This window comes from Mesorhizobium sp. BR1-1-15 (assembly GCF_020165475.1).
Lineage (GTDB): Bacteria > Pseudomonadota > Alphaproteobacteria > Rhizobiales > Rhizobiaceae > Mesorhizobium.
In genome coordinates this window covers 14,644-33,977 of the sequence record NZ_JAIUIF010000005.1, presented here as the reverse complement: position 1 = coordinate 33,977, position 19,334 = coordinate 14,644, and the positions used below count along the sequence as shown (strand labels likewise).

The window sequence follows — 19,334 nt, the reverse complement described above, 5'->3', positions numbered from 1 at the left end:
AATAGGCATCGCCCGCTTTACGTGTCACCTCCGCCGCCCCCCGGCGGAGGTGACCTTGTCGCTCCGGCCCCGTATAGGGGCCGTCTTTTTTGCCCTGGAGCGTTCCGCTGCTGCACCGCGCTTCAGGTTTTCATTTATGCGTGTCGTTATCCCAAACCGGGGATCCCTTGCGGCCGACCAGGATTAGCTGCCGGCCCGATCCCGCGCTTCGCGCATCAGCAGCGCCGCCTCGGTGCGATTGCGGACGTTGAGCTTGGACAGCACACCGGTCATGTGATGCTTGACCGTTTTTTCCTGCAGTGCCAGCCGCAGCGCCACTTCCTTGTTGCTCAGCCCTTCCGCCACCAGCTGCAGGATCTCGGCCTCGCGTCCGGTGAGCTGACGCAGACGATCCGTCCTGCCGTTGGCCGGCTGCAGCGATTGCAGGTCCGAAAGCAGGCGGGCCGACAGGGTCGGCGACACATAGGTCTCGCCGGCCGCTACACCATTCAGGATTTCGGCCAGCATGCGCGAGCCGACCCCCTTCAGCACATAGCCGCGCACACCGGCGTTCAGCGCCCGCGCCACGTCGGCATTGGCCTCCGAGACCGTCAGCATGACGATCTTCTGTCCGGGATTGGCACCCAGTATGCCGGCCACCGACGCAAGGCCGTCACCCGGCATGCTGATGTCGAGCAGCAATATGTCGGGCTGCAAAGTCGAGGCGATGCGTTCGGCATCCTGCGCAGTGGCGCCCTGGGCCACCATTTCGAAGCCGCCGATCTCCGACAGGCTGCGGGTAACGCCTTCGCGAAACAGCGGGTGGTCGTCGACAATGGCGACACGGATGGTACCGATCATGGTTGATCCTCGACGGCTAGCGTAATCATCAATCGTGTTCCCTGTGGCCCGGTCGTGGTCTCGAACTGGCCACCAATGCTTTCGATACGTTCCCTGATGCCGGCGAGCCCCAGGCCCTCGGCTCGCCTTGGGTCGAATCCGGGCCCGCCATCCGACACTTCAACGAAGAACTTGCCGCCTGTCATCCCGGCCTTCACCTCCTGATCCTTGCCCTGCCCATGACGATAAGCGTTGTTCAGCCCCTCCTGGACGAAGCGATAGATGCTGATCTTCTCCGAAGCGCCCAGTTCGGGCAACTGCCTGGATAGGGTCAGCGCCACGGAACTGCGGGTCCTGCGTTGATGCTCGTCGACGGCAAGACGCAGAATGTCGCCGGTCGCGGCCGTTTCTATCTGCGGCAGGACGAGGCCGTTGCAGATGCCGCGGATTTCACGCATCGCGTCGTCCAGCGCCATGCGGATCATGGCGATCTCGGCGTTGCGGCTGTCGCTGGAGGCACCCTCGCCGGAAATGGCGGGGCTGTCCACACGCAGCGCCGCCAGCGCGACGAGCTGAGCCGGCCCGTCGTGAAGGTCGGCGCCGATGCGACGCAAGTATCGTTCATTGAGCGCCGTGGCACGGCGCGACGCCTGCTGGACGCGCAGGCGCAGCGCCCGGTTTTGCGAAACCAGCGCCTGCAGCTCGGAGACCTGGCCCTGCAGAACGCCGCGCTGCTTGTCGATGGTGCGGCTGCCACGTATGACGATCCCCGACAACAGCAGCAGCGCCGCCAGCGTGGCGCCGGCCACGATCAGCCAGCTCGACAGCAAGGCGGAAGCCAGAGCCGCCTGGAAATCGTCGGCGATCTCGTAGAATTCGGTGACGGCGACCACCTCGCCCGACCAGGGTTCGCGGACTGGATTGTAGATTTCCAGCAGCGGCACGCCCGCGGCCCTCTCCTCCTTGTCGTCCTCGTCGCCTAGCTCGTTGAACTCGGCGACGACATTACCGGCGAAGGCGGCACGCAGGTTGGCGCTCGGGCCGAACTGCCGGCCGATCAAGGCCGTGTCCTTCGAATACAGCACCGTGCCGTCCCGACGCCACAACTTGAAGGAAAACAGCCGTTTGCCGAGCGCGCCTTGGCCGAGGGTCTCGTCAAGCGCCCGTTTGACGGCGTCATCGAGCTGATGGTTCGTGCGCAGATCGGGGAGCAGCGGAGCGATCACGCTGTCGACATACAGGGCAGTCGTGGCCGCCGAATTGTGGAGCACGCTTTCGCGGATTTGCGCGGTGACCCAGAAGCCGACCACCAGCATCACCGCAAGCAGCCCGAAGCCGCCGGCAATGATGAACTGCAGCGCCAGCGTAAGCCCGTTCCAGCGCCGCGACAAGGTTTCGAGAAATCGCACGCCACGCTCCTCGCCCCCACCCGCAGGGGCAGGGTAGTGGCCGCGACTTTGGCGCTTCGGTCCTGCCGACACAAGAGCCTGGTCCCACGGCAGCTGCTTGACGTCCCGACGCGCTTGCGAAACAAGGCACGGACGACCGGCATCAATATCGAGGGCAGGGTGAGTTTTTCGGGGTTACTTCAGCTCGGTCTTTCGACCGTGATCTTTCTGCTGGCGGCGGCGGCCGCCAAGCAATGGGGGATGGCGCCCAGCCTGGGCAAGATCGTGCTGACGCTTGCGCTCTATTCGCTGGGCAACCTGATCATGCTGCGGCTGATTCGCGAGTTCGGCATGTCGGTGTCGTTCAGCCTGTCGGCCGTCATCCAGCTGGTATCGGTCAATCTGGTGGCGCTGATATTCTTCGGCGAGCGCATCAATACGCTGCAAGCGGCCGGCATCGTGCTGGCGATTGCCGCCGTGGCGCTGATCACGCTCGGGCCCTATGTGCAAGGGCGATGAACGGCAAACCATGGTTGCGAAACGAGGTTCGATGAAGACTGCGGCAAAGGCTCTGCTGAGCCGGGTCGAATTCCCGGTGCTGCTGGCCGGCCTTGTCGTCGCCGCCGGCCTGTGGGGCTTCGTGGAGTTGATGGAGGTGGCACGGGCCACCACGCCGCACGCCTTCGACGCTGAAATCATGCTTGCCTTCCGCCAGGCCGGCCAACCCGGTATCCCGATCGGCCCGCCATGGATGGAAGGGGCGATGCGCGACATCACGAGCCTCGGCAGCACCAGCGTGCTGGTGCTGATCACGGCGGCGACGATCATCTATCTGCTGTTGATCCGCAGGCCCGGGACCGCGCTTCTCATCTTCGTCGCCGTGGCGGGCGGCCAGATGCTGTCGAGCCTGCTGAAGCTCGGCGTCGACCGGCCGCGGCCCGAACTCGTCTCGCATCTGGTCAACGAGACCTCGCTTTCCTTCCCGAGCGGCCACGCGATGCTTTCGGCGGTGACCTATCTCACATTGGGCTCGCTTGCGGCGCGCTTCCTGCAGGGCCGGACGACGAAGATTTATGTTCTGGCGCTCGCCGTGCTGACGACGGTGCTGGTCGGCATCAGCCGCATCTATCTCGGCGTCCACTGGCCGTCGGACGTGCTGGCCGGCTGGTGCGCGGGCTTTGCCTGGGCCATGCTGTGCTGGTTGGCGGCAAGGGTCCTGCAACGGCGCAGGGTGGTGCGTAACGACGTCTGACGACGCTCGACCGGGAAGCGGTCAGATCAGCCGGTTGATCAAGTGTCCGCAGCCCGTTAGCAGAAGGACCACCGATACCAGGCATGCCGATGTCGTCAATGTCTTGAAAATGGTCAACCACGTTATCCCCTGCCCCAGATGGAACACCATAGCTCTCAATGCTCGGGAAGTATCCGAAAAATGCTCGATAGCGATGATGATCAAGGCTCAAGCGTACATCCTGATGCTTGAAACATCATAATGATCGTATTATACATCATATCCGCAGACTCAGACGGGGATCCCGGCCGATGATCACTGCCGCGCAGATGCGCGCCGCGAGGGCGCTGGCCGGCATCGATCAGAAGACGCTCGCCGAGCGCGCCGGCGTTTCGCTTCCCACCATCCAGCGCATGGAAGCGAGCGACGGCGTGGTCAGGGGTGTGGTCGATACGCTGATGAAGGTCATCCAGGCCCTCGACGAGGCCGGGGTGGAGCTGATCGGCGAGAATCAGCCCAGTGAGCGCGGCGGCCGGGGCGTGCGCCTCAAGCCTGCCGTGCCGCCCAACCCGAAAGCTGAGCCGGCATAAGTCGCGACGGCGACCGCCGACAGTCCTGCCGACGATCCCGCCGCCTTTCAGGTGCGGAAGGCAGTCCATGGACGAGATCGGGCAGACACTCAACGAAAGCGCGCGCAAACCGACCCATGGGCCGGCAAAGCCGACTTTTTCCGAACTGTTCACACCGAAACTGGTGACGGTCTGGCGCGAAGGCTACAGGCTCGAACATCTCAGGGCCGATGCCATTGCCGGGCTGACCGTCGCCATCGTCGCCTTGCCGCTGTCGATGGCAATCGCCATCGCATCAGGGGTGACGCCGGAGCGCGGGCTCTACACATCGATCATCGGCGGCTTCATCATCTCGGCGTTCGGCGGCAGCCGTTTCCAGATCGGCGGCCCCGCGGGCGCCTTCATCGTGCTGGTGGCGGCGACGGTCGCGCGGGTCGGCGTGGACGGGCTGTTGCTGGCGACGATGATGGCCGGCATCTTCCTCATCGCCATCGGCTATCTGCGGCTCGGCACCTACATAAAGTTCATTCCCTATCCGGTGACGGTCGGCTTTACCGCCGGTATCGCCGTCATCATCTTCTCGGGCCAGATCGTCGAACTGTTCGGGCTGAAGCTCGCCGGCAAGGAGCCAGGCCCGCTGGTGCCGAAGCTGACGGCGATCGGCGAGGCGGCCGGCACGATCAATCTCGCGGCGACCTTCGTGGCGGTGCTGACAATCGCAACCATCGCTTTCCTGAAGCGCTGGCGGCCGAAATGGCCGGCGATGTTGATCGCCATCGGTCTGGCGTCGCTCGCGGTGGCGCTGTTTGCGCTGCCGGCCGAGACGATCGGCACGCGCTTTGGCGGGATCCCGCGCAGCCTGCAATGGCCGGCGCTTCCCCCCGTCAGCCTCGACAGGATGATCGACGTGCTGCCGGACGCCATCGCCTTCGCGTTGCTGGGCGCCATCGAATCCTTGCTGTCGGCCGTCGTCGCCGACGGCATGACCGGCCGCCGGCACCGTTCCAACTGCGAACTGGTGGCGCAAGGCTTCGCCAACATCGCCTCGGCCCTGTTCGGCGGCATCTGCACCACCGGCACCATTGCCCGTACCGCCACCAATGTGCGGGCCGGCGCGCACGGGCCGGTTTCGGGCATGATCCACTCCATGATCCTGCTCGTCCTGATGCTGGCGGCAGCGCCGCTCGCCAGCTACATCCCGCTCTCCGCCCTCGCCGGCGTGCTGGCGGTGGTGTGCTGGAACATGTTCGAGAAGCAGGCTTTCGCCACGCTGCTGCGCGCCTCGCGCGGCGATGCGCTGGTGCTGATGGCCACCTTCCTGATCGTGGTCTTCCGTGACTTGACCGAAGGCATCGTTGTCGGCTTCGCGCTGGGCTCGATCCTGTTCATCGACCGCATGGCGAAATCCATCGCCGTCGAGGCCGACCAGACGCTGGTGCCTGAGGACGTCGCCGACCGCGAGAGCGTCTATGATTCCAGGGACGCGACCGACGCCGACACCGTCGTCTACCGCATCTCCGGCGCATTCTTCTTCGGCGCCGCTTCGACCGTCGGCGCGGTGCTCGACCGCATCGCCGACCAGCGCAAGAACTTCATCCTCGACTGCTCGGCGGTGCCGTTCTTCGATTCGACCGCGGCCAATGTCATCGAGGGTGCGGCGCACAAGGCCAGGCGCGCCGGCGTGCGCTTTGTCATATCTGGCGCTTCGCCGCAGACAAGACGCACGCTGATCAACCACGGCCTCAAGCGCCCGCTGGTGACCTACGCCGCCTCGATCCGGGCAGCGCAGGCGCAGTTGGAGGGAAAAAGGGCAGCGCAGTAGCTTGCATTCTTCTTCCTTTCAACGCGCCGGGAAGCAACTCTCATGGGTTGAGCGATCGTGAACCGCTGACAAACGGACTTCCCCGGACGTAAAATCGCAGCAGGCGGTCGGCATCCTTCGAAATGCCGATCCGAACGCCCTGCCCGATTTCGCCGGGGTCGCGGCCATCGCTTGCAAGCCATAGAGGGCCTTCCCGGCAAAGATCGAGCCCGTCGAGCGAACGGTCGATCCGCAACGCCATGGCGAGCCTTCCCGGTCCTCGCGCCAGGTCACGCAGGCGCTCGATGCCGCGATTGAGCTGCATGATCGGAATGCCGTCGAGCGGCTCCAGTGCCCTGATCAGGACGCCGGTTCCGATGCCGGGCATCTCGCTCGAGACATTCAGCATGTATGAGATGCCGTAGGCGAGATAGACATAGGCATGCCCGCGCTCGAGGAACAGCGAGCGATTGCGCGGGGTCATTCCCCTGAAGCCGTGCCCGGCAGCATCGCCGGCGACATACGCCTCGGTCTCGACGATGCAGCCGCTGGCAATGCCTTCGGGCAATTCCCGGACCACGATCTTGCCGATGAGATAGCGCGCGAGAGCGGCCGTATCGTGCGGCAGTTCCGAACGAGCGAGCGGGCGGCGGACGACCATCCTCATGGCGGCTGGTTTTAGATCCGCCCGCCCCATGTGGCAAAGGCTCTCGTGCGGCCGGCTCCGAAAATCTTCTCAATCCAGCTTCAGCGCCGCGACTTCGCCCTCGTTCATCAGCGGGATATAGAGGATCGACTTGCCGTCGGTACCGATGCCGGTGCGCGAATGAAGGGCCAGCCCCTCCCGGCGAGCCATACACGGCCAATGCCGGCATGACCGGCGATGAATGCCGTTGCGTCACCTCGCCGCCAATTCCTCCGCGGGCGGAGCGCCGGCAAGATCGTCGCGCGCCTTGCGGGCCAGCTTCTTCGTCGAGCGCCTGGGACTGTCGCCGAACAGTTCGGCCGCCTCGGCAAGGCAGGACTTCCTCAGGCTCTTTTCGGAATGCTTCAGGAGTTTGCCAAGGAGTTTCGTATCCCCGGGCGGCCCAAGCGGCTCGCCGCCGGCCTCCAGCATCGCGCGCATGACGAAGACGTCGTGCAGTTCGCCGAGTTGCTCTGCGAGCTTGTCGACCGCCTTGCGACGAGCCTTGATTGACGTCGGCCACAGGCGGCCGAGCAGCGACAGATGCATGCTGTGGGTCTTGGCCGCCTTGCGCAAGTCGTGGAAATCCTCGGCCCCGCCGCTCGAGGCCGCCTTGTCCAGCGCTTTGCGCGCGCGCCGCAATGTGGCGCGGGCGCCCTCCGCCAGAATGTCGGCGGCCTGCTCCGGCTGGTCCGGCAAGGACAGCCTGTCGACGCGTTCGAGGCCCTCCTGGCAGGCGGCGATGGCAGCTTTTATGGCCGCGTCGAGACCGGCGCCGGCATGAAGCGCGTGCTGGCGCATCACCAGGCGATCGCGGGCGGGGCCGAGGCCGTGACCGGCGCTTTGCCCCGGAAAGGTGTCGGCCAGGCGGTCGATCGTCTCGATCAAGGCGGTCGCCTCGCGCGGTCCGGCGAGCAATGCCGAGACCTGCCTGTAACATTCATTCTCCGTGCGGCAGAATGTTTCGTCACCGGAACGAACCAGACGCAACAAGGCACGCACGCTCTTCAGTCGTTTGCGGGATTTGTGCAGTCCCTGTTCCGGCCTGTCACGCGCCATGTCGAGATGAGCAAGCGCCTTGCCGATTTCCTCGGCCAGGATACGCCTGACCTCGCCGGTCAGCGGCAGGCGCGGATCGATGCGAAAGCTCATGCGGCGATCTCCGGAATCCCCCCGAGGGCGAGCGACGCGTTGTAGAATTTCTGTTCGCCAGTCACTTCGCGGCCGAGCCAGTCTGGCAGCATTTCATCCGGAACATCGTCCGGCGTTTCGAGTTCGGCCATCACAAGCCCCGCCAGCGCGCCGCCGAAGACATCGACTTCGTAGAGATAGCCGCCATGCCTAACATGATGACGTGTCTTCTCGATGACACGCCCGATGGCGAAGCCGAGCATCTCCACGGCGTCGGCCAGCGGAATGGGATATTCGAATTCGTCGCGCTCCCGCGCCGTGCTGCCGAATTTGAGCGTCAACCTGGCCGAGGCGCCGTTGCTGATGCGCACGCGCACCGTGCGTCCTGGCGCGGTGGCGAGATAGAACTGGAGGATGCGGATGTCCGCCTCGACCAGATCCCGCCATGCCGTGCCGGAGACCAGGAACTTGCGCTCGACTTCCTTGCCCATGGCCGCGCACTAAAGCCCGCGCGGGCCGGCATGGCAAGCCATGTCCGAACTCGGATTTGACTTTAATCAATCGATTGATTAAAGTATGCCACATGATCAAGCCGCCCGAAGCCCGAACTCCTCGCCGTGAGCCGCCCGCTGCGGAGATGACGCGTGAAGCGCTGGTCCGCGCGGCGCTCAAGCTGTTCGGACGACAAGGCTTCGACGGCACCTCCACGCGCGAGATCGCGGCGGAGGCCAAGGCCAATATCGGTTCCATCGCCTATCACTTCGGCAGCAAGGAGGGGCTGCGCCTCGCCGCCGCCGACCATATCGTGGACACCATACAATCGGTCGCCGGCCAGGCACTCGGCGAGGCGCGGGCGCCGGCAATCGCGAACCCCGAGGCGGCGCGCGCGCAGCTGTTCGCGGCGCTGGAGCGGATGGTGGCATTCGTCGTGGCGCAGCCGCAGGCCGGTGAGATCGTGCAGTTCGTGCTGCGCGAGCTCTCGCATCCGACCGCGGCGCTCGACCGCATCTATGACGGCGTGTTCGAGCCGACGCATCGGCGCCTCTGCCTGCTCTGGGAACAGGCGACCGGCGAGGCGGCCGAGAGCGAGGCGACCCGGCTCACCGTGTTCACGCTGATCGGACAGGTCATCTATTTCCGCATCGGCCGCGAGGCGGTCATGCGCCGCATGGGCTGGCGCGAGATCGGCGCCGCCGAGGCCGCCAAGGTGGCGGCCGTCACATCGGACAACCTCAGCGCCATACTGGCCGCCCGGAAGGGATCGAGACGATGAGCTTTCTTTGTTCGCTGCCGCTTGCCGCTCAACTCTTCGGCGCCTGCGCACCGGCTTCTCCGCTGGCCGTCGGCTATGTCGAAGGCGACTATGTGCTGCTGGCGCCGATCGAGGTGGCGCAGGTCGAGACCGTCGCGGTCAAGCGCGGCGATCGCGTCACATCGGGCACCACGATCGTGACGCTGGAAAACGCCGACGCGAAAATCGCGGTCGCACAGGCCACGGCAAGTCTCGCCCAGGCGCGGGCGCAGCTTGCCGATCTGCAGGTAGGCAAGCGGCCGGAAGAAATCGCGGCCCTCAAGGCCCAGGTCGACATGGCCAAGGCTCAGGCTGACGACGCCAGACGCAAATACGACCGCGCCGCCGACCTCTTCAAGCGCGGCACCGGCACGCAGGCCGACTACGACACCGCCTCGGCCACGCTGGAGACGGCCAACGCGCAGGTCGGACAGGCGCAGGCCAATCTCGCCGCCGGCGGCCTGCCGGCGCGTCCCGAGACGATCAAGGCCGCCGAAAGTCAGGTCAAGCAGGCACAGGCCGCGCTCGACCAAGCGGCGTGGCGGCTATCCAAGCGCACCCTGGCGGCCCCTTCTCCGGGCCGCGTCAGCGACGTCATTCGCAATCCGGGCGACACGGCAGGTCCGACCGCGCCCGTCATCTCCGTGCTGCCCGACGGCGCGGTGAAGCTCAGCGTCTATATACCGGAAGCCGCCTTCTCCTCGGTCAAGGTCGGCACTTTGCTCCGCGTCCATTGCGACGGCTGCGGCCCGGATGTGAAGGCGCGCGTCAGCTATGTCTCGCCCGATCCGGAATTCACCCCGCCGGTGATCTATTCGCTGGAGAACCGGCAGAAGCTGGTCTACCTCGTCGAGGCGCGGCCGGAGGGCAGCGCCGGCGCCTTGCAGCCGGGCCAGATCGTCGACGTCGAGCTGGCGGTTTCAGGGAAATGAACGTCATCGACGTGCACGGACTGGTCAAGCGCTTCGGCGACAAGACCGTCGTCGACAATGTCACGATGACGGTGGCGGAAGGCGAGATCGTCGGCTTCCTCGGCCCCAACGGCTCGGGCAAGACCACCACCATCCGCATCATGTGCGGCCTGCTGACCCCGGACGAGGGCGAAGGCACGGTGCTGGGTTTCGACATCCTCACCGACAGCCTGCGCATCAAGCGCGAGGTCGGCTACATGACGCAGAAATTCTCGTTCTACGAGGATCTGACGATCGGCGAGAACCTCGAATTCGTGGCGCGGCTCTACCGGTTGAAGCCGGTCGAGGAGCATGTCGCCAGGACCTTGGAGGAACTCGGTCTGACGACACGCCGCAACCAGCTCGCCGGGACGCTGTCGGGCGGCTGGAAGCAGCGGCTGGCGCTAGCCGCTTGCATCATGCACAAGCCCAAGCTGCTTCTGCTCGACGAGCCGACGGCCGGCGTCGACCCCAAGGCGCGGCGCGAGTTCTGGGACGAGATCCACCGGCTGGCGAGCGGCGGGCTGACCGTGCTGGTCTCCACCCACTACATGGACGAGGCCGAGCGCTGCCATCGCATCAGCTATATCTCCTACGGCAAGATGCTGGCGACGGGCACCGTCGCCGAGGTGGTCAGGAATGCCGGCCTGACCACTTTCGTCCTGCAGGGCCCGCGCCTCGACCAGGTGGCGCAAGCGCTCGAAGGCCGGCCGGGCGTCGACCAGGTGGCGCCGTTCGGCGCGACGCTGCATGTCGTGGGAGCCGACAGGAAGAAGCTGGAGACGGCGCTGGCCGATGTCGAGAAGGAACACAAGGGCGTGACGGTTGCGCCGGGCGAAACCAGCCTCGAGGACGTCTTCATTCAGTTCATGTCCGGCTCGAAGGACAACATGGCATGAACGCGGTCTTCTCCTTAGCCCGGCTCGGCGCGCTGCTGATCAAGGAGTTCATCCAGATGCGCCGCGACCGCATCACCTTCGCCATGATGCTGGGCGTGCCGCTGATCCAGCTGGTGCTGTTCGGCTACGCCATCAACAACGACCCGAAGAGCCTGCCGGCGGCACTCGTGGCGACGAGCAGCGATCCCTATACGCGCGCCATGGTCTCGGCGCTGCAGACCACCGGCTACTACCGTTTCGACCATGTGGCGCAAAGTGCCGAGGAGGCCGAATTCCTGATGGCGCGCGGCGACGTCGCCTTCGTCGTCACCATTCCGGCCGATTTCGCGCGGCGGGTGGAGCGCGGCGACAATCCGCAGATCCTGATCGAGGCCGACGCCACCGACCCGGCGGTTGCCAGCGGCGCCATCTCGACGCTCAGCACCGTCGCCGGCCAGGCGCTGCTCAGAGCGCAAGGCATGCAGGAGGCCGCCGCCGAGGCCGCCCGGGGCCAGCTCGATGTGGTCGTGCACCGGCGCTACAATCCGGAGGGCATCTCGCAATACAACATCGTCCCCGGCCTGCTCGGCGTCATCCTGCAGATGACGATGGTGATGATGACCTCGATCGCGCTGACGCGCGAGACAGAGCGCGGCACGATGGAGAACCTGCTCGCCATGCCGTCGAGCCCGCTCGAGATCATGCTGGGCAAGGTGCTGCCCTATCTGGCGGTCGGCGCGGTTCAGGTCGTGGTGGTGCTGGCGGCGTCGAAGCTTCTGTTCGCCATCCCCTTTACGGGGTCGATGACGCTGCTCTTGTCGGCGGTGCTGGTGTTCGTGCTGTCCCTGGTGCTGCTCGGCTACACGATCTCGACCGTCGCGCGCACGCAGATGCAGGCCTTGCAGCTCACCTTCTTCTTCTTCCTGCCGTCGATCATGCTTTCGGGTTTCATGTTTCCCTATCGCGGCATGCCGGGCTGGGCACAGATCTTTGGCGAGATCTTTCCACTCACGCATTTCCTGCGCATTACCCGTGCCGTCATGCTGAAGGGCGCGCAGCTGCCGGCGGTGGCCGTGGAGATCGGCTGGCTGGTGGTGTTCGTGGCGCTGTTTGCCGGCGTCGCCCTTGTCCGCTTCCGCCGCACGCTGGACTGAAAACAGCCGCTGGGGCGGTCCAGGGTTCCATCGAACCTGGACCCTCCCGTTGGAACCATGCTTCTGCCCCGGCGTTGTCGATCAGCCTCGCCGCTGCCACTTGCGGGCCAAGACGGCCCCCTCCGTGCAAGCGAAGCCTTTGGCATCTCGAGTCCGGCCGGATCATCTGGCGGGAGGCGGAATGCCATCAAAACAACGAGATAGAGCCGAGACTTGCAACTGTATTGCGCTCTATCGACCAGCAATGGAGGCAATGATGAGACTGTATCTTTCCGCCACCGCGGCCGGGCTTCTGCTTGCGGCCGGAATCGGTGCCGCCGCCGCTCAGGACGTGATCATCGAGCCGCAGCAGGAGACCGTCATCCGCGAATATGTGCACAAGAAGCCGATCGCCTCGGTCGACCTGCTGGGCGTCCAACTGGCCATCGGCTCGACCTTGCCGGACACTGTGGAGCTGCATGCGATCGATGTTCCTGATGTGCAGTACCGCTATGTCGTCGTCAACGGTCAGACCGTCCTCGTCGATCCCGGAACCCGTCGCATCGTGAAAGTCATCGACTGACGGCACCGTCATCAGCTGACGGGCACTGGGCAATTCCAGGAAAAGTGCGCAGCGGTTTCCATCCGGAATTGCGAAACAACAAAGGCTGCCCGCCCTGCCACGCGGGGCGGGCGTCAGGCGGCAGCAGCCATGATCTTGGCATAGGCGTCGAAATCGACATTGCCGCCAGAGAGCACCACGGCCACGCATTTGCCTGCCAAGTCGATCCTGCCCGACGAGAGCGCGGCGAGCCCGACGCAGCCGCCGGGCTCCACGACCAGCTTGAGATGGGCCATGGCGTCGCGCATGGCCTGCTTCGTCGCCTCCTCCGAGACGGCAATGCCGCCGGCCAGCGTCTTGCGATTGATCTCGAAGGTGAGCGCGCCCGGCTCGGCGACGAGAAGCGCGTCGCAGATCGAGGTGTGGCCGGGCTCGTTCGCTACCCTGGCGCCCTTGGCCAGCGACCGGCTGGTGTCGTCGAAAAATTCCGGCTCTGCCGCCCAGACGGCGGTGGCGGGCGAACCGTCCTTGACCGCCATCGAAATCCCGCTGCTCAGCCCGCCGCCGCCACAGGGAACGATGACGGCGTCGAGGCTCACGCCAAGCGCATTGGCCTGACGCAGCAGTTCGAGGCCGATCGTGCCCTGGCCGGCGATGATGGCGGGATCGTCATAGGGCGGCACCAGGACCATGCCCTTCTCCACGTAAGGCCGAACCACGGCCACGCGGTCTTCGCGGACGCGATCGAAGGCGACCACTTCGGCGCCCATCTTGCGGACATTGCCGATCTTCATGGCCGGTGCGTCCGACGGCATGGCGATGACCGCCCTGACGCCGAACATGGCGGCGGAAGCGGCAACGCCTTGCGCATGATTGCCCGAGGAAAAAGCGACCACGCCGCGGCCGCGCTCCTCGGCCGAGAGCGAGGACAGCTTGTTGTAGGCGCCGCGGAACTTGAACGAGCCGGTACGCTGCAGCGTTTCCGGCTTGAACAGGATGCGGCCGCCGAAGCGGCTGTTGAGCTCGGGCGATTCGATCAGCGGCGTCTCGACGATAAGGCCGGAGAGCCGGGCGGCGGCGGCGTGGATATCGGCGATGCCGGGAGGCGTGGTCATGGCGGGTCCTGTAAGATGTGGTCCGGCCATGGTGCACGCAAAGGGCCGCGCGAGGCCAACAAAAAAATGTAACCGTCACAAGGTTTGGGATCACGACGGCCGGCAGTGCTGGCAGTCACCTGCCTGCCGGTCCGTCCAGTTCAACCCTCACCCCAACAACGTCCGCTGCCGCTTGTTGCCGCCGGCCTTGCGCCAGGCGTTGAAGCGATGGGTGGCGGCGGCAAAGGAAATCTTCATCTGCTGGGAGACCGAATAGCGCGACTTGCCTTCGTCGAACATGCGGTAGCAGCACTCGACGCCTTCCTCGGTCAGCTTGCCGTCGAGGGTCTTGTTGTGCGGGTTGGCGGGATCGAACTTCTCGATCTGCTGCTCGACCAGACCTTTCAGGCGCTGCAGATCTGCCTCGATGCTGGCTATGAGGTCGAGGACGGGTTTCGGGTCGAAGTGATGGGCGTGCGGCTTTGCAGTCATCGGCGGCTTCCTCGGTTGTTGGCTTGGAGTTCCGTCATATAAGTGAACATTTGCCGATAATGAAGGGCCGGCGCCGAATGGCTGCTTCAACAAATCTTGACTGCCGCCCAGGCGCACGATTGACCGATGCGGCAGCAAACCTTAGTTTAGAACAATTCTAAACTAGGGTGATTTCCTCATGCTTTCCCGTGTTTTCGGCTTCGGCCGCCGCTCCTTCGATTCGCTCTCCGAACAGGAGATCCTGGCGCTTGCCATCTCGTCGGAAGAAGACGACGGTCGCATCTACCGCGCCTATGCGGATGGGCTGGCGGAGGATTTTCCGCAATCGGCCAAGATGTTCGAGGACATGGCCGAGGAGGAGGACGGTCATCGCGACGCGCTGATCGAGCTTTTCCGCCGGCGTTTCGGGGAGCGCATTCCGCTGATCCGGCGCGAGCATGTGAAGGGCTATTACGAGCGCAAGCCCGACTGGCTGGTCAAGCCGCTCGGCATCGAGCAGGTACGCCGCCAGGCCGAGGCGATGGAGCGGCAGGCCTATCTGTTCTATGTCGAGGCGGCCAGGCGCACCACCGATGCCTCGACCAGAAAGCTGCTCGACGAACTGGCGGCGGCGGAACAGAGCCATGAGAGCATGGCGCAGCGGCTGGAGCAGCAGCACGTGCCGGGCACCGTGAAGGTCGAGGAGGCGACGGCCGAGCAGCGCCAGTTCATCCTCACCTATGTGCAGCCGGGACTGGCCGGACTGATGGACGGCTCGGTATCGACGCTGGCGCCGATCTTCGCCGCCGCCTTTGCCACGCATGACACGTGGCAGACGCTTCTCGTCGGCCTCGCCGCCTCGATCGGCGCCGGCATCTCGATGGGCTTCACCGAGGTCGCCTCCGACGACGGCAAGCTGTCGGGTCGAGGTTCGCCGGTCAAGCGCGGCCTGACCGTGGGCATCATGACGACGCTCGGCGGCCTCGGCCATGCGCTGCCCTACCTGATCCCGCATTTCTGGACGGCGACAGCGGTTGCCGCCGTGGTGGTGTTCTTCGAACTCTGGGCCATCGCCTTCGTCCAGAACCGCTACATGCAGACACCCTTCCTGCGCGCGGCCTTCCAGGTGGTGCTCGGCGGCGCGCTGGTGTTCGCGGCGGGCGTGCTGATCGGGAACGCATAGGGTTCTTCCTTCTCCCCCTTTTGGGAGAAGGAAGGACCTGCCGATTACCCGTGCACCGCCCGGCTATCCACCGGCGCCTGTTGCCTTTCACTCAAGCCATAATCGCGCACGACGTGCGCGATGCGCAGGCGGTAGCCGGCAAAGATGCCGCCGCGCCCGGCCTGCTGCGCCTGCCGGTGTTCTTGCGTGTTGCGCCAGGCCTTCACCGCATCCTCGTCGCGCCAGAACGATAGTGACAGGATGCGGTCCGGATTGGCGAGGCTCTGGAAGCGCTCGACCGAGATGAAGCCATCGATGCCTTCAAGCAGCGGCCGCAACTGGGCGGCGATGCCCAGATAGGCGTCGCGCCTGCCCGCGGCCGGCTCGACCTCGAAGATGACGGCGATCACGGCAGCACCAGCTTCGCGTGCGGGCCGGACGCCAGTTTCAGGAACATGCGGTCCTCCTTGAGGATGAATTTTTCACGGCGGGCGAATTCGTAGTTTGCCTTGCCGGCCGGGTCGGCGGCAAGCCGGGCCCTATAGGCTTCATAGGCAGCCAGGCTTTCTATGTTGTAGGCCGCATAGGCGGTCGTGGCCGAGCCTTCATGCGGCGCGTAGTAGCCGATCAGGTCGGCGCCGCAGCGCGGAATGGCCTGGCCCCAGTTGCGGGCATATTCCTCGAACGCGGCCTTGCCGAACGGATCGATCTCGTAGCGGATGAAGCAGGTGATGGTCATTCCGGTCTCCCTGAGTTGACGCACAGATAATTCGATCTCTGTCGAAACGTCGCCTACGCCGGTGTGCTAAGCAGTTTCCTGTCAGGAGCATCGTCAGCGCTCCTTGAGCTCAGCGAAGGATAGTGATTATCTGGCGAGAATGCTTCGATAGGGATGAAACTATGCGCGAAGGACCCGACATTGCCCGCATCGCCGGCCTGATCGGCGACCCGGCCCGCGCCAACATGCTCAACGCATTGATGGGCGGCACGGCGCTGACGGCAAGCGAACTGGCGCTCGAGGCGGGCGTATCGATGCCGACCGCCTCCTCGCATCTGTCGAAACTGATGGGAGGCGGGCTGCTGACCGTGGCAAGCCAGGGCCGGCATCGCTATTACGGGCTCGCCGGGCCGCAGGTGGCTGAAATGATCGAAGCCATCGCCGGCGTCGCCGAAACCATCGGTCCCAGGCGCGTGCGGCCGGGCCCTCGCGACGGGGCGATGCGCGTGGCGCGCGTCTGCTACGATCATCTTGCCGGCGAGCAGGCGGTGGCGATGCTCGACCGCCTCATCGACCGGAGGCTGCTGCTGCGAGACCGCGGCGAAATCCGCTTGGCGCCTTCGGCCGCCTCGCATTTCGCGGCGATGGGCATCGATGTGGAGGCAAAGGCCCGGCGGCCGGTGTGCCGCGCCTGCCTCGACTGGAGCGTACGGCGCTCGCATCTCGCCGGCACGCTGGGCGCCGCCATCCTCGACAAGATCCTCACCGAGAAATGGGCGCGCCGGGAGAAGGACAGCCGCGCCGTGATTTTTTCGCCGCCCGGCAAACAGGCGTTCGAGAAGGTGTTTTTGGCTTGAGCTATCGGCGCTGTTGCCAGCATCGATTCGCCGGCGGGACAGGCGCGAAGGATCGCCGCGCTGCAAATGCGGGCAGGATTACCCCCGCTTCAACACCTTCCCCTTCTTGAAGAAATCCTTCCACGGATCGGCTTCCGCGAGTTGCTTCAGCGTCGTCTTGTCGCCGATGGGGAATGCGTTCGGCGGCAGGCCGGCTTCGATCTCGGCCCAGGTCACCGGCATCGACACCGTGGCACCCTTCTTGGCCCGCGACGAGTAGGGCGCCACCGTGGTCGCGCCGCTGCCATTGCGCAGATAGTCGACGAATATCTTGCCGGTGCGCGCCTTCTTGGACAGCGTCGCGGTGTAGCGGTCGGGCGCGCCCTGTTCCAGCGCGCGCGCGAAATCATGGGCGAAGCCTTTCACCTCCTCCCAGTTGGCCGACGGCTTCAGCGGCACGACGACATGAAAGCCCTTGCCACCCGACGTCTTGACGAAATTGGGCAGCGACAGCTCGTCAAGCTTGCCTCTTATGTCGAGTGCCGCCGCCCGCACCGCCTTCACGTCGACGCCTTCATCGGGGTCGAGATCGAAGACGATCTGGTCAGGTCGTTCGAGCTCGTCGATGGTGCAACCCCAGATGTGGATCTCGACCACGCCGAGCTGGACAAGTGCCGCGACGCCGTCGAAGTCACGGATAAACAGGATTTCCTCGCCATCCGTGGGATCCCTCGTTTTCTCGATCTTGTCATGCATGCCTGGCGAGGCATGCTTCTGGAAGAAGCGCTGGCCGCCGACCCCGTCGGGGGCCCTGACCAGGCTGAGCGGGCGGTTGACCACGAATTGTTTCATGCGCGGCCACACCAGCGCGTAATGATCGAGCAGCCCCTGCTTGGATATCTTTTCGTCGGGCCACAGCAGCTTTTCTGGGTGGGACAGCTTCACCGTGGTGGTTGCCGCCCTTGCCGGCGTTGCGCCGCTTGACGCCGGCTTGGCCCGGGCCGTGCTTTTGCCTGTCGGTGCCTTCGGCTTTTCCTGCACGACTTCCTCCGCCGGCTTGTCCTCGCGCAGCCCCTGGAACGAGGCGTGGCGTACTATACGGTCGGAGGTCCAACTGCGGAACTCCACTTCGCCGACAAGCTCCGGCTTCACCCAGACCAGGCCCTTGCCCCTCGGCACGGCCTTGTCGAAGGGCGACGACTTCGTTTGCAGCGCATCGAGCTTCTTCTTCAGGGCATTGGCGCCGCCGGTCGAGAAGCCGGTGCCGACGCGGCCGGCATAGTGCAGCTTGCCGGCCTCGAAATAGCCAAGCAGCAGCGAACGCAGCCCGCGCCCGGTCTTGTCTGACGGCAGGTAGCCGGCGATGACGAACTCCTGTCGCAGCGTGCATTTCGACTTCACCCAGGACGGCCCGCGCCCGCTTCGGTAGACCGCGTCGGCGCGCTTGGAGACGACGCCTTCCAGTCCCATGCGGCAGGCATGCTCGAGCATCACCTTGCCGGGCTCGGCGAAATGGTCGCTGAAGCGGACCGCCGAATCCTCCGGCTGGCTGGCCAGCAATTCCTGCAAGGCCTGCTTGCGCTCGACCAGCGGCTCGCGGCGCAGGTCCCGCCCATTCAGCCGCATCAGGTCGAAGACGTAGTAGATGAAGCGATCCGTGCGCTTCGCCGACAGGTCGGCCTGCAAAAGCGCGAAGGAAGAGACGCCGCTGTCGGCCAGCACGACGATCTCGCCGTCGATGATGGCGTCGCTGCATTTCAATCCGGCGAGCTCGGCGACGATCGCGTCGCCGAATTTCTTCGTCCAGTCGAGGCCGGTGCGGGTGAGCAGCCGCACGTCCGTGCCGGCGATCTGCGCCTGCATGCGATAGCCGTCGAACTTGACCTCATGCAGCCAGTCCTCGCCCGGCGGCGCTTCCCGCTCGAGCGTGGCCAGTTGCGGCTCGATGAAGTCGAGGCGCTTTGCGTGTCCGGCCTTCGCCTTTTCGGCGGCCGGTTTGTTGGAGTGCCAGACTTTCGCCTTCTCCCCTTTCGCGGCCTTGCCCGCCCCGACCTCCTCGATCGTCAGGCCCGACTTCACCGATTTCGGCGCTTCCTCCAGAATATCCTCGCCCGGCCGGGCCGCGCCATCGTCCGACTTGATCAGCAGCCAGTTGTCGCGCTTCTCGCCGGGGCGCGGTCTCAGCCGCACCAGGTGCCAGCGGCCGTGCAGCTTGTGGCCGTTGAGCTCGAAGTTGATATGGCCCTTCTTCATCGCCTTGGCCGGATCGCCCTCGGGCACCCATGTGCCCTCGTCCCAGACGATGACCGAGCCGGCGCCATATTCGCCCTTGGGAATGGTGCCCTCGAACGGCGCATAGTCGATCGGATGGTCCTCGACATGCACGGCGAGCCGTTTCTCGTGCGGATCGAGGCTGGGCCCGCGCGTCACCGCCCAGCTCCACAGCACACCGGCATGTTCGAGGCGCAGGTCGTAATGCAGCCTGGTCGCGGCGTGCTTGTGGATGACGAAGATGCCGCCGGCCTCGCTCTTCTTGCCGCGGGCGACCTTGCCGGGGGGTTCGGCGGTTTTCCTGAAATCGCGCTTGGCGTGATATTGTTCGAGGCTAGCCATCC

21 protein-coding genes are annotated in these 19,334 nt (G+C 65.2%); 11 read left to right on the top strand and 10 right to left on the bottom strand.

What is annotated here, in order from left to right; all coding sequences use genetic code 11:
* Window positions 1–183 precede the first annotated feature (183 nt).
* On the bottom strand, window positions 184–840 hold the full coding sequence (locus LB541_RS10890; protein WP_140524397.1) for a response regulator: 657 nt from the start codon (window positions 838–840) through the stop codon (window positions 184–186).
* Window positions 837–2,228: a sensor histidine kinase gene (locus LB541_RS10885; RefSeq protein WP_140649535.1), complete on the bottom strand. Its 1,392-nt coding sequence runs from the start codon at window positions 2,226–2,228 to the stop codon at window positions 837–839. The genes LB541_RS10890 and LB541_RS10885 overlap by 4 nt, the downstream gene beginning before the upstream one ends.
* Before the next feature lie 159 nt (window positions 2,229–2,387).
* Here LB541_RS10885 and LB541_RS10880 point away from each other — a divergent pair, with 159 nt between their 5' ends.
* The 4 genes from LB541_RS10880 (at window position 2,388) to LB541_RS10865 (ending at window position 5,829) form a co-directional block, all read left to right on the top strand.
* Window positions 2,388–2,726, top strand: a complete 339-nt coding sequence (locus tag LB541_RS10880; RefSeq protein ID WP_140493450.1) for a hypothetical protein — start codon at window positions 2,388–2,390, stop codon at window positions 2,724–2,726.
* Window positions 2,727–2,757: 31 nt separating this feature from the next.
* Entirely contained in the window at window positions 2,758–3,459 is a 702-nt protein-coding gene (locus LB541_RS10875) for a phosphatase PAP2 family protein (RefSeq protein WP_140649533.1), read from the top strand.
* Between the two features lie 290 nt (window positions 3,460–3,749).
* A complete protein-coding gene (locus tag LB541_RS10870; protein ID WP_140491757.1) occupies window positions 3,750–4,028 on the top strand; it encodes a helix-turn-helix domain-containing protein in 279 nt (92 codons plus the stop codon).
* A 67-nt stretch (window positions 4,029–4,095) separates the two neighbouring features.
* Complete coding sequence (locus tag LB541_RS10865; RefSeq protein ID WP_140673799.1) at window positions 4,096–5,829, top strand: SulP family inorganic anion transporter; 1,734 nt, start codon at window positions 4,096–4,098, stop codon at window positions 5,827–5,829.
* 40 nt (window positions 5,830–5,869) lie between these two features.
* On the opposite strand, the gene LB541_RS10860 is transcribed toward LB541_RS10865, so the two are convergent.
* From LB541_RS10860 to LB541_RS10850, 3 genes are all read right to left on the bottom strand, one after another.
* Window positions 5,870–6,475 carry a DNA-3-methyladenine glycosylase gene (locus LB541_RS10860; protein WP_411969776.1) on the bottom strand — a complete coding sequence of 202 codons (606 nt, stop codon included), beginning with the start codon at window positions 6,473–6,475 and terminating at the stop codon, window positions 5,870–5,872.
* 231 nt (window positions 6,476–6,706) lie between these two features.
* Window positions 6,707–7,645 carry a CHAD domain-containing protein gene (locus LB541_RS10855; RefSeq protein WP_224618366.1) on the bottom strand — a complete coding sequence of 313 codons (939 nt, stop codon included), beginning with the start codon at window positions 7,643–7,645 and terminating at the stop codon, window positions 6,707–6,709.
* Window positions 7,642–8,115 carry a CYTH domain-containing protein gene (locus LB541_RS10850; protein WP_224618365.1) on the bottom strand — a complete coding sequence of 158 codons (474 nt, stop codon included), beginning with the start codon at window positions 8,113–8,115 and terminating at the stop codon, window positions 7,642–7,644. The genes LB541_RS10855 and LB541_RS10850 overlap by 4 nt, the downstream gene beginning before the upstream one ends.
* 92 nt (window positions 8,116–8,207) lie before the next feature.
* Here LB541_RS10850 and LB541_RS10845 point away from each other — a divergent pair, with 92 nt between their 5' ends.
* From LB541_RS10845 to LB541_RS10825, 5 genes are all read left to right on the top strand, one after another.
* Window positions 8,208–8,897, top strand: coding sequence for a CerR family C-terminal domain-containing protein (locus LB541_RS10845; RefSeq protein WP_224618363.1), 690 nt, complete (start codon window positions 8,208–8,210; stop codon window positions 8,895–8,897).
* Entirely contained in the window at window positions 8,894–9,847 is a 954-nt protein-coding gene (locus LB541_RS10840; protein ID WP_140728742.1) for an HlyD family secretion protein, read from the top strand. Before LB541_RS10845 ends, LB541_RS10840 begins: the two co-directional genes overlap by 4 nt.
* Window positions 9,844–10,764, top strand: a complete 921-nt coding sequence (locus tag LB541_RS10835; protein ID WP_140625297.1) for an ABC transporter ATP-binding protein — start codon at window positions 9,844–9,846, stop codon at window positions 10,762–10,764. The genes LB541_RS10840 and LB541_RS10835 overlap by 4 nt, the downstream gene beginning before the upstream one ends.
* Entirely contained in the window at window positions 10,761–11,897 is a 1,137-nt protein-coding gene (locus LB541_RS10830) for an ABC transporter permease (RefSeq protein ID WP_140649526.1), read from the top strand. Before LB541_RS10835 ends, LB541_RS10830 begins: the two co-directional genes overlap by 4 nt.
* Before the next feature lie 256 nt (window positions 11,898–12,153).
* Window positions 12,154–12,459, top strand: coding sequence for a DUF1236 domain-containing protein (locus tag LB541_RS10825; protein WP_140491773.1), 306 nt, complete (start codon window positions 12,154–12,156; stop codon window positions 12,457–12,459).
* 113 nt (window positions 12,460–12,572) lie between these two features.
* On the opposite strand, the gene LB541_RS10820 is transcribed toward LB541_RS10825, so the two are convergent.
* Entirely contained in the window at window positions 12,573–13,553 is a 981-nt protein-coding gene (locus LB541_RS10820) for a threonine/serine dehydratase (RefSeq protein ID WP_224618361.1), read from the bottom strand.
* A 147-nt stretch (window positions 13,554–13,700) separates the two neighbouring features.
* Entirely contained in the window at window positions 13,701–14,024 is a 324-nt protein-coding gene (locus tag LB541_RS10815; protein ID WP_140491777.1) for a hypothetical protein, read from the bottom strand.
* 178 nt (window positions 14,025–14,202) lie between these two features.
* Here LB541_RS10815 and mbfA point away from each other — a divergent pair, with 178 nt between their 5' ends.
* Window positions 14,203–15,186 (top strand): iron exporter MbfA, encoded by a 984-nt coding sequence (gene mbfA / locus LB541_RS10810; RefSeq protein WP_140491779.1) that lies wholly within the window; start codon window positions 14,203–14,205, stop codon window positions 15,184–15,186.
* A gap of 44 nt (window positions 15,187–15,230) precedes the next feature.
* Here mbfA and LB541_RS10805 read toward each other — a convergent pair whose 3' ends face one another.
* Complete coding sequence (locus LB541_RS10805) at window positions 15,231–15,575, bottom strand: antibiotic biosynthesis monooxygenase family protein (protein ID WP_140895707.1); 345 nt, start codon at window positions 15,573–15,575, stop codon at window positions 15,231–15,233.
* Window positions 15,572–15,904: an NIPSNAP family protein gene (locus LB541_RS10800; RefSeq protein ID WP_140491782.1), complete on the bottom strand. Its 333-nt coding sequence runs from the start codon at window positions 15,902–15,904 to the stop codon at window positions 15,572–15,574. Before LB541_RS10800 ends, LB541_RS10805 begins: the two co-directional genes overlap by 4 nt.
* Before the next feature lie 161 nt (window positions 15,905–16,065).
* Here LB541_RS10800 and LB541_RS10795 point away from each other — a divergent pair, with 161 nt between their 5' ends.
* The gene (locus tag LB541_RS10795) at window positions 16,066–16,740 is read left to right on the top strand and encodes an ArsR/SmtB family transcription factor (RefSeq protein WP_224618359.1); all 675 of its coding nucleotides are present in this window, start codon (window positions 16,066–16,068) and stop codon (window positions 16,738–16,740) included.
* A 78-nt stretch (window positions 16,741–16,818) separates the two neighbouring features.
* Here LB541_RS10795 and ligD read toward each other — a convergent pair whose 3' ends face one another.
* On the bottom strand, window positions 16,819–19,332 hold the full coding sequence (ligD, locus tag LB541_RS10790; RefSeq protein WP_140554712.1) for a DNA ligase D: 2,514 nt from the start codon (window positions 19,330–19,332) through the stop codon (window positions 16,819–16,821).
* Between the last annotated feature and the right edge of the window lie 2 nt (window positions 19,333–19,334).

Coding starts and splice junctions, on each gene's coding strand:
- LB541_RS10865 (WP_140673799.1), top strand. CDS start 4,096: ATGGACGAGATCGGGCAGACACTCAACGAAAGCGCGCGCAAACCGACC.
- LB541_RS10890 (WP_140524397.1), bottom strand. CDS start 840: ATGATCGGTACCATCCGTGTCGCCATTGTCGACGACCACCCGCTGTTT.
- LB541_RS10860 (WP_411969776.1), bottom strand. CDS start 6,475: ATGAGGATGGTCGTCCGCCGCCCGCTCGCTCGTTCGGAACTGCCGCAC.
- mbfA (WP_140491779.1), top strand. CDS start 14,203: ATGCTTTCCCGTGTTTTCGGCTTCGGCCGCCGCTCCTTCGATTCGCTC.
- LB541_RS10795 (WP_224618359.1), top strand. CDS start 16,066: ATGCGCGAAGGACCCGACATTGCCCGCATCGCCGGCCTGATCGGCGAC.
- LB541_RS10820 (WP_224618361.1), bottom strand. CDS start 13,553: ATGACCACGCCTCCCGGCATCGCCGATATCCACGCCGCCGCCGCCCGG.
- LB541_RS10835 (WP_140625297.1), top strand. CDS start 9,844: ATGAACGTCATCGACGTGCACGGACTGGTCAAGCGCTTCGGCGACAAG.
- LB541_RS10800 (WP_140491782.1), bottom strand. CDS start 15,904: ATGACCATCACCTGCTTCATCCGCTACGAGATCGATCCGTTCGGCAAG.
- LB541_RS10870 (WP_140491757.1), top strand. CDS start 3,750: ATGATCACTGCCGCGCAGATGCGCGCCGCGAGGGCGCTGGCCGGCATC.
- LB541_RS10875 (WP_140649533.1), top strand. CDS start 2,758: ATGAAGACTGCGGCAAAGGCTCTGCTGAGCCGGGTCGAATTCCCGGTG.
- LB541_RS10825 (WP_140491773.1), top strand. CDS start 12,154: ATGAGACTGTATCTTTCCGCCACCGCGGCCGGGCTTCTGCTTGCGGCC.
- LB541_RS10830 (WP_140649526.1), top strand. CDS start 10,761: ATGAACGCGGTCTTCTCCTTAGCCCGGCTCGGCGCGCTGCTGATCAAG.
- LB541_RS10845 (WP_224618363.1), top strand. CDS start 8,208: ATGATCAAGCCGCCCGAAGCCCGAACTCCTCGCCGTGAGCCGCCCGCT.
- LB541_RS10815 (WP_140491777.1), bottom strand. CDS start 14,024: ATGACTGCAAAGCCGCACGCCCATCACTTCGACCCGAAACCCGTCCTC.
- LB541_RS10855 (WP_224618366.1), bottom strand. CDS start 7,645: ATGAGCTTTCGCATCGATCCGCGCCTGCCGCTGACCGGCGAGGTCAGG.
- LB541_RS10840 (WP_140728742.1), top strand. CDS start 8,894: ATGAGCTTTCTTTGTTCGCTGCCGCTTGCCGCTCAACTCTTCGGCGCC.
- ligD (WP_140554712.1), bottom strand. CDS start 19,332: ATGGCTAGCCTCGAACAATATCACGCCAAGCGCGATTTCAGGAAAACC.
- LB541_RS10850 (WP_224618365.1), bottom strand. CDS start 8,115: ATGGGCAAGGAAGTCGAGCGCAAGTTCCTGGTCTCCGGCACGGCATGG.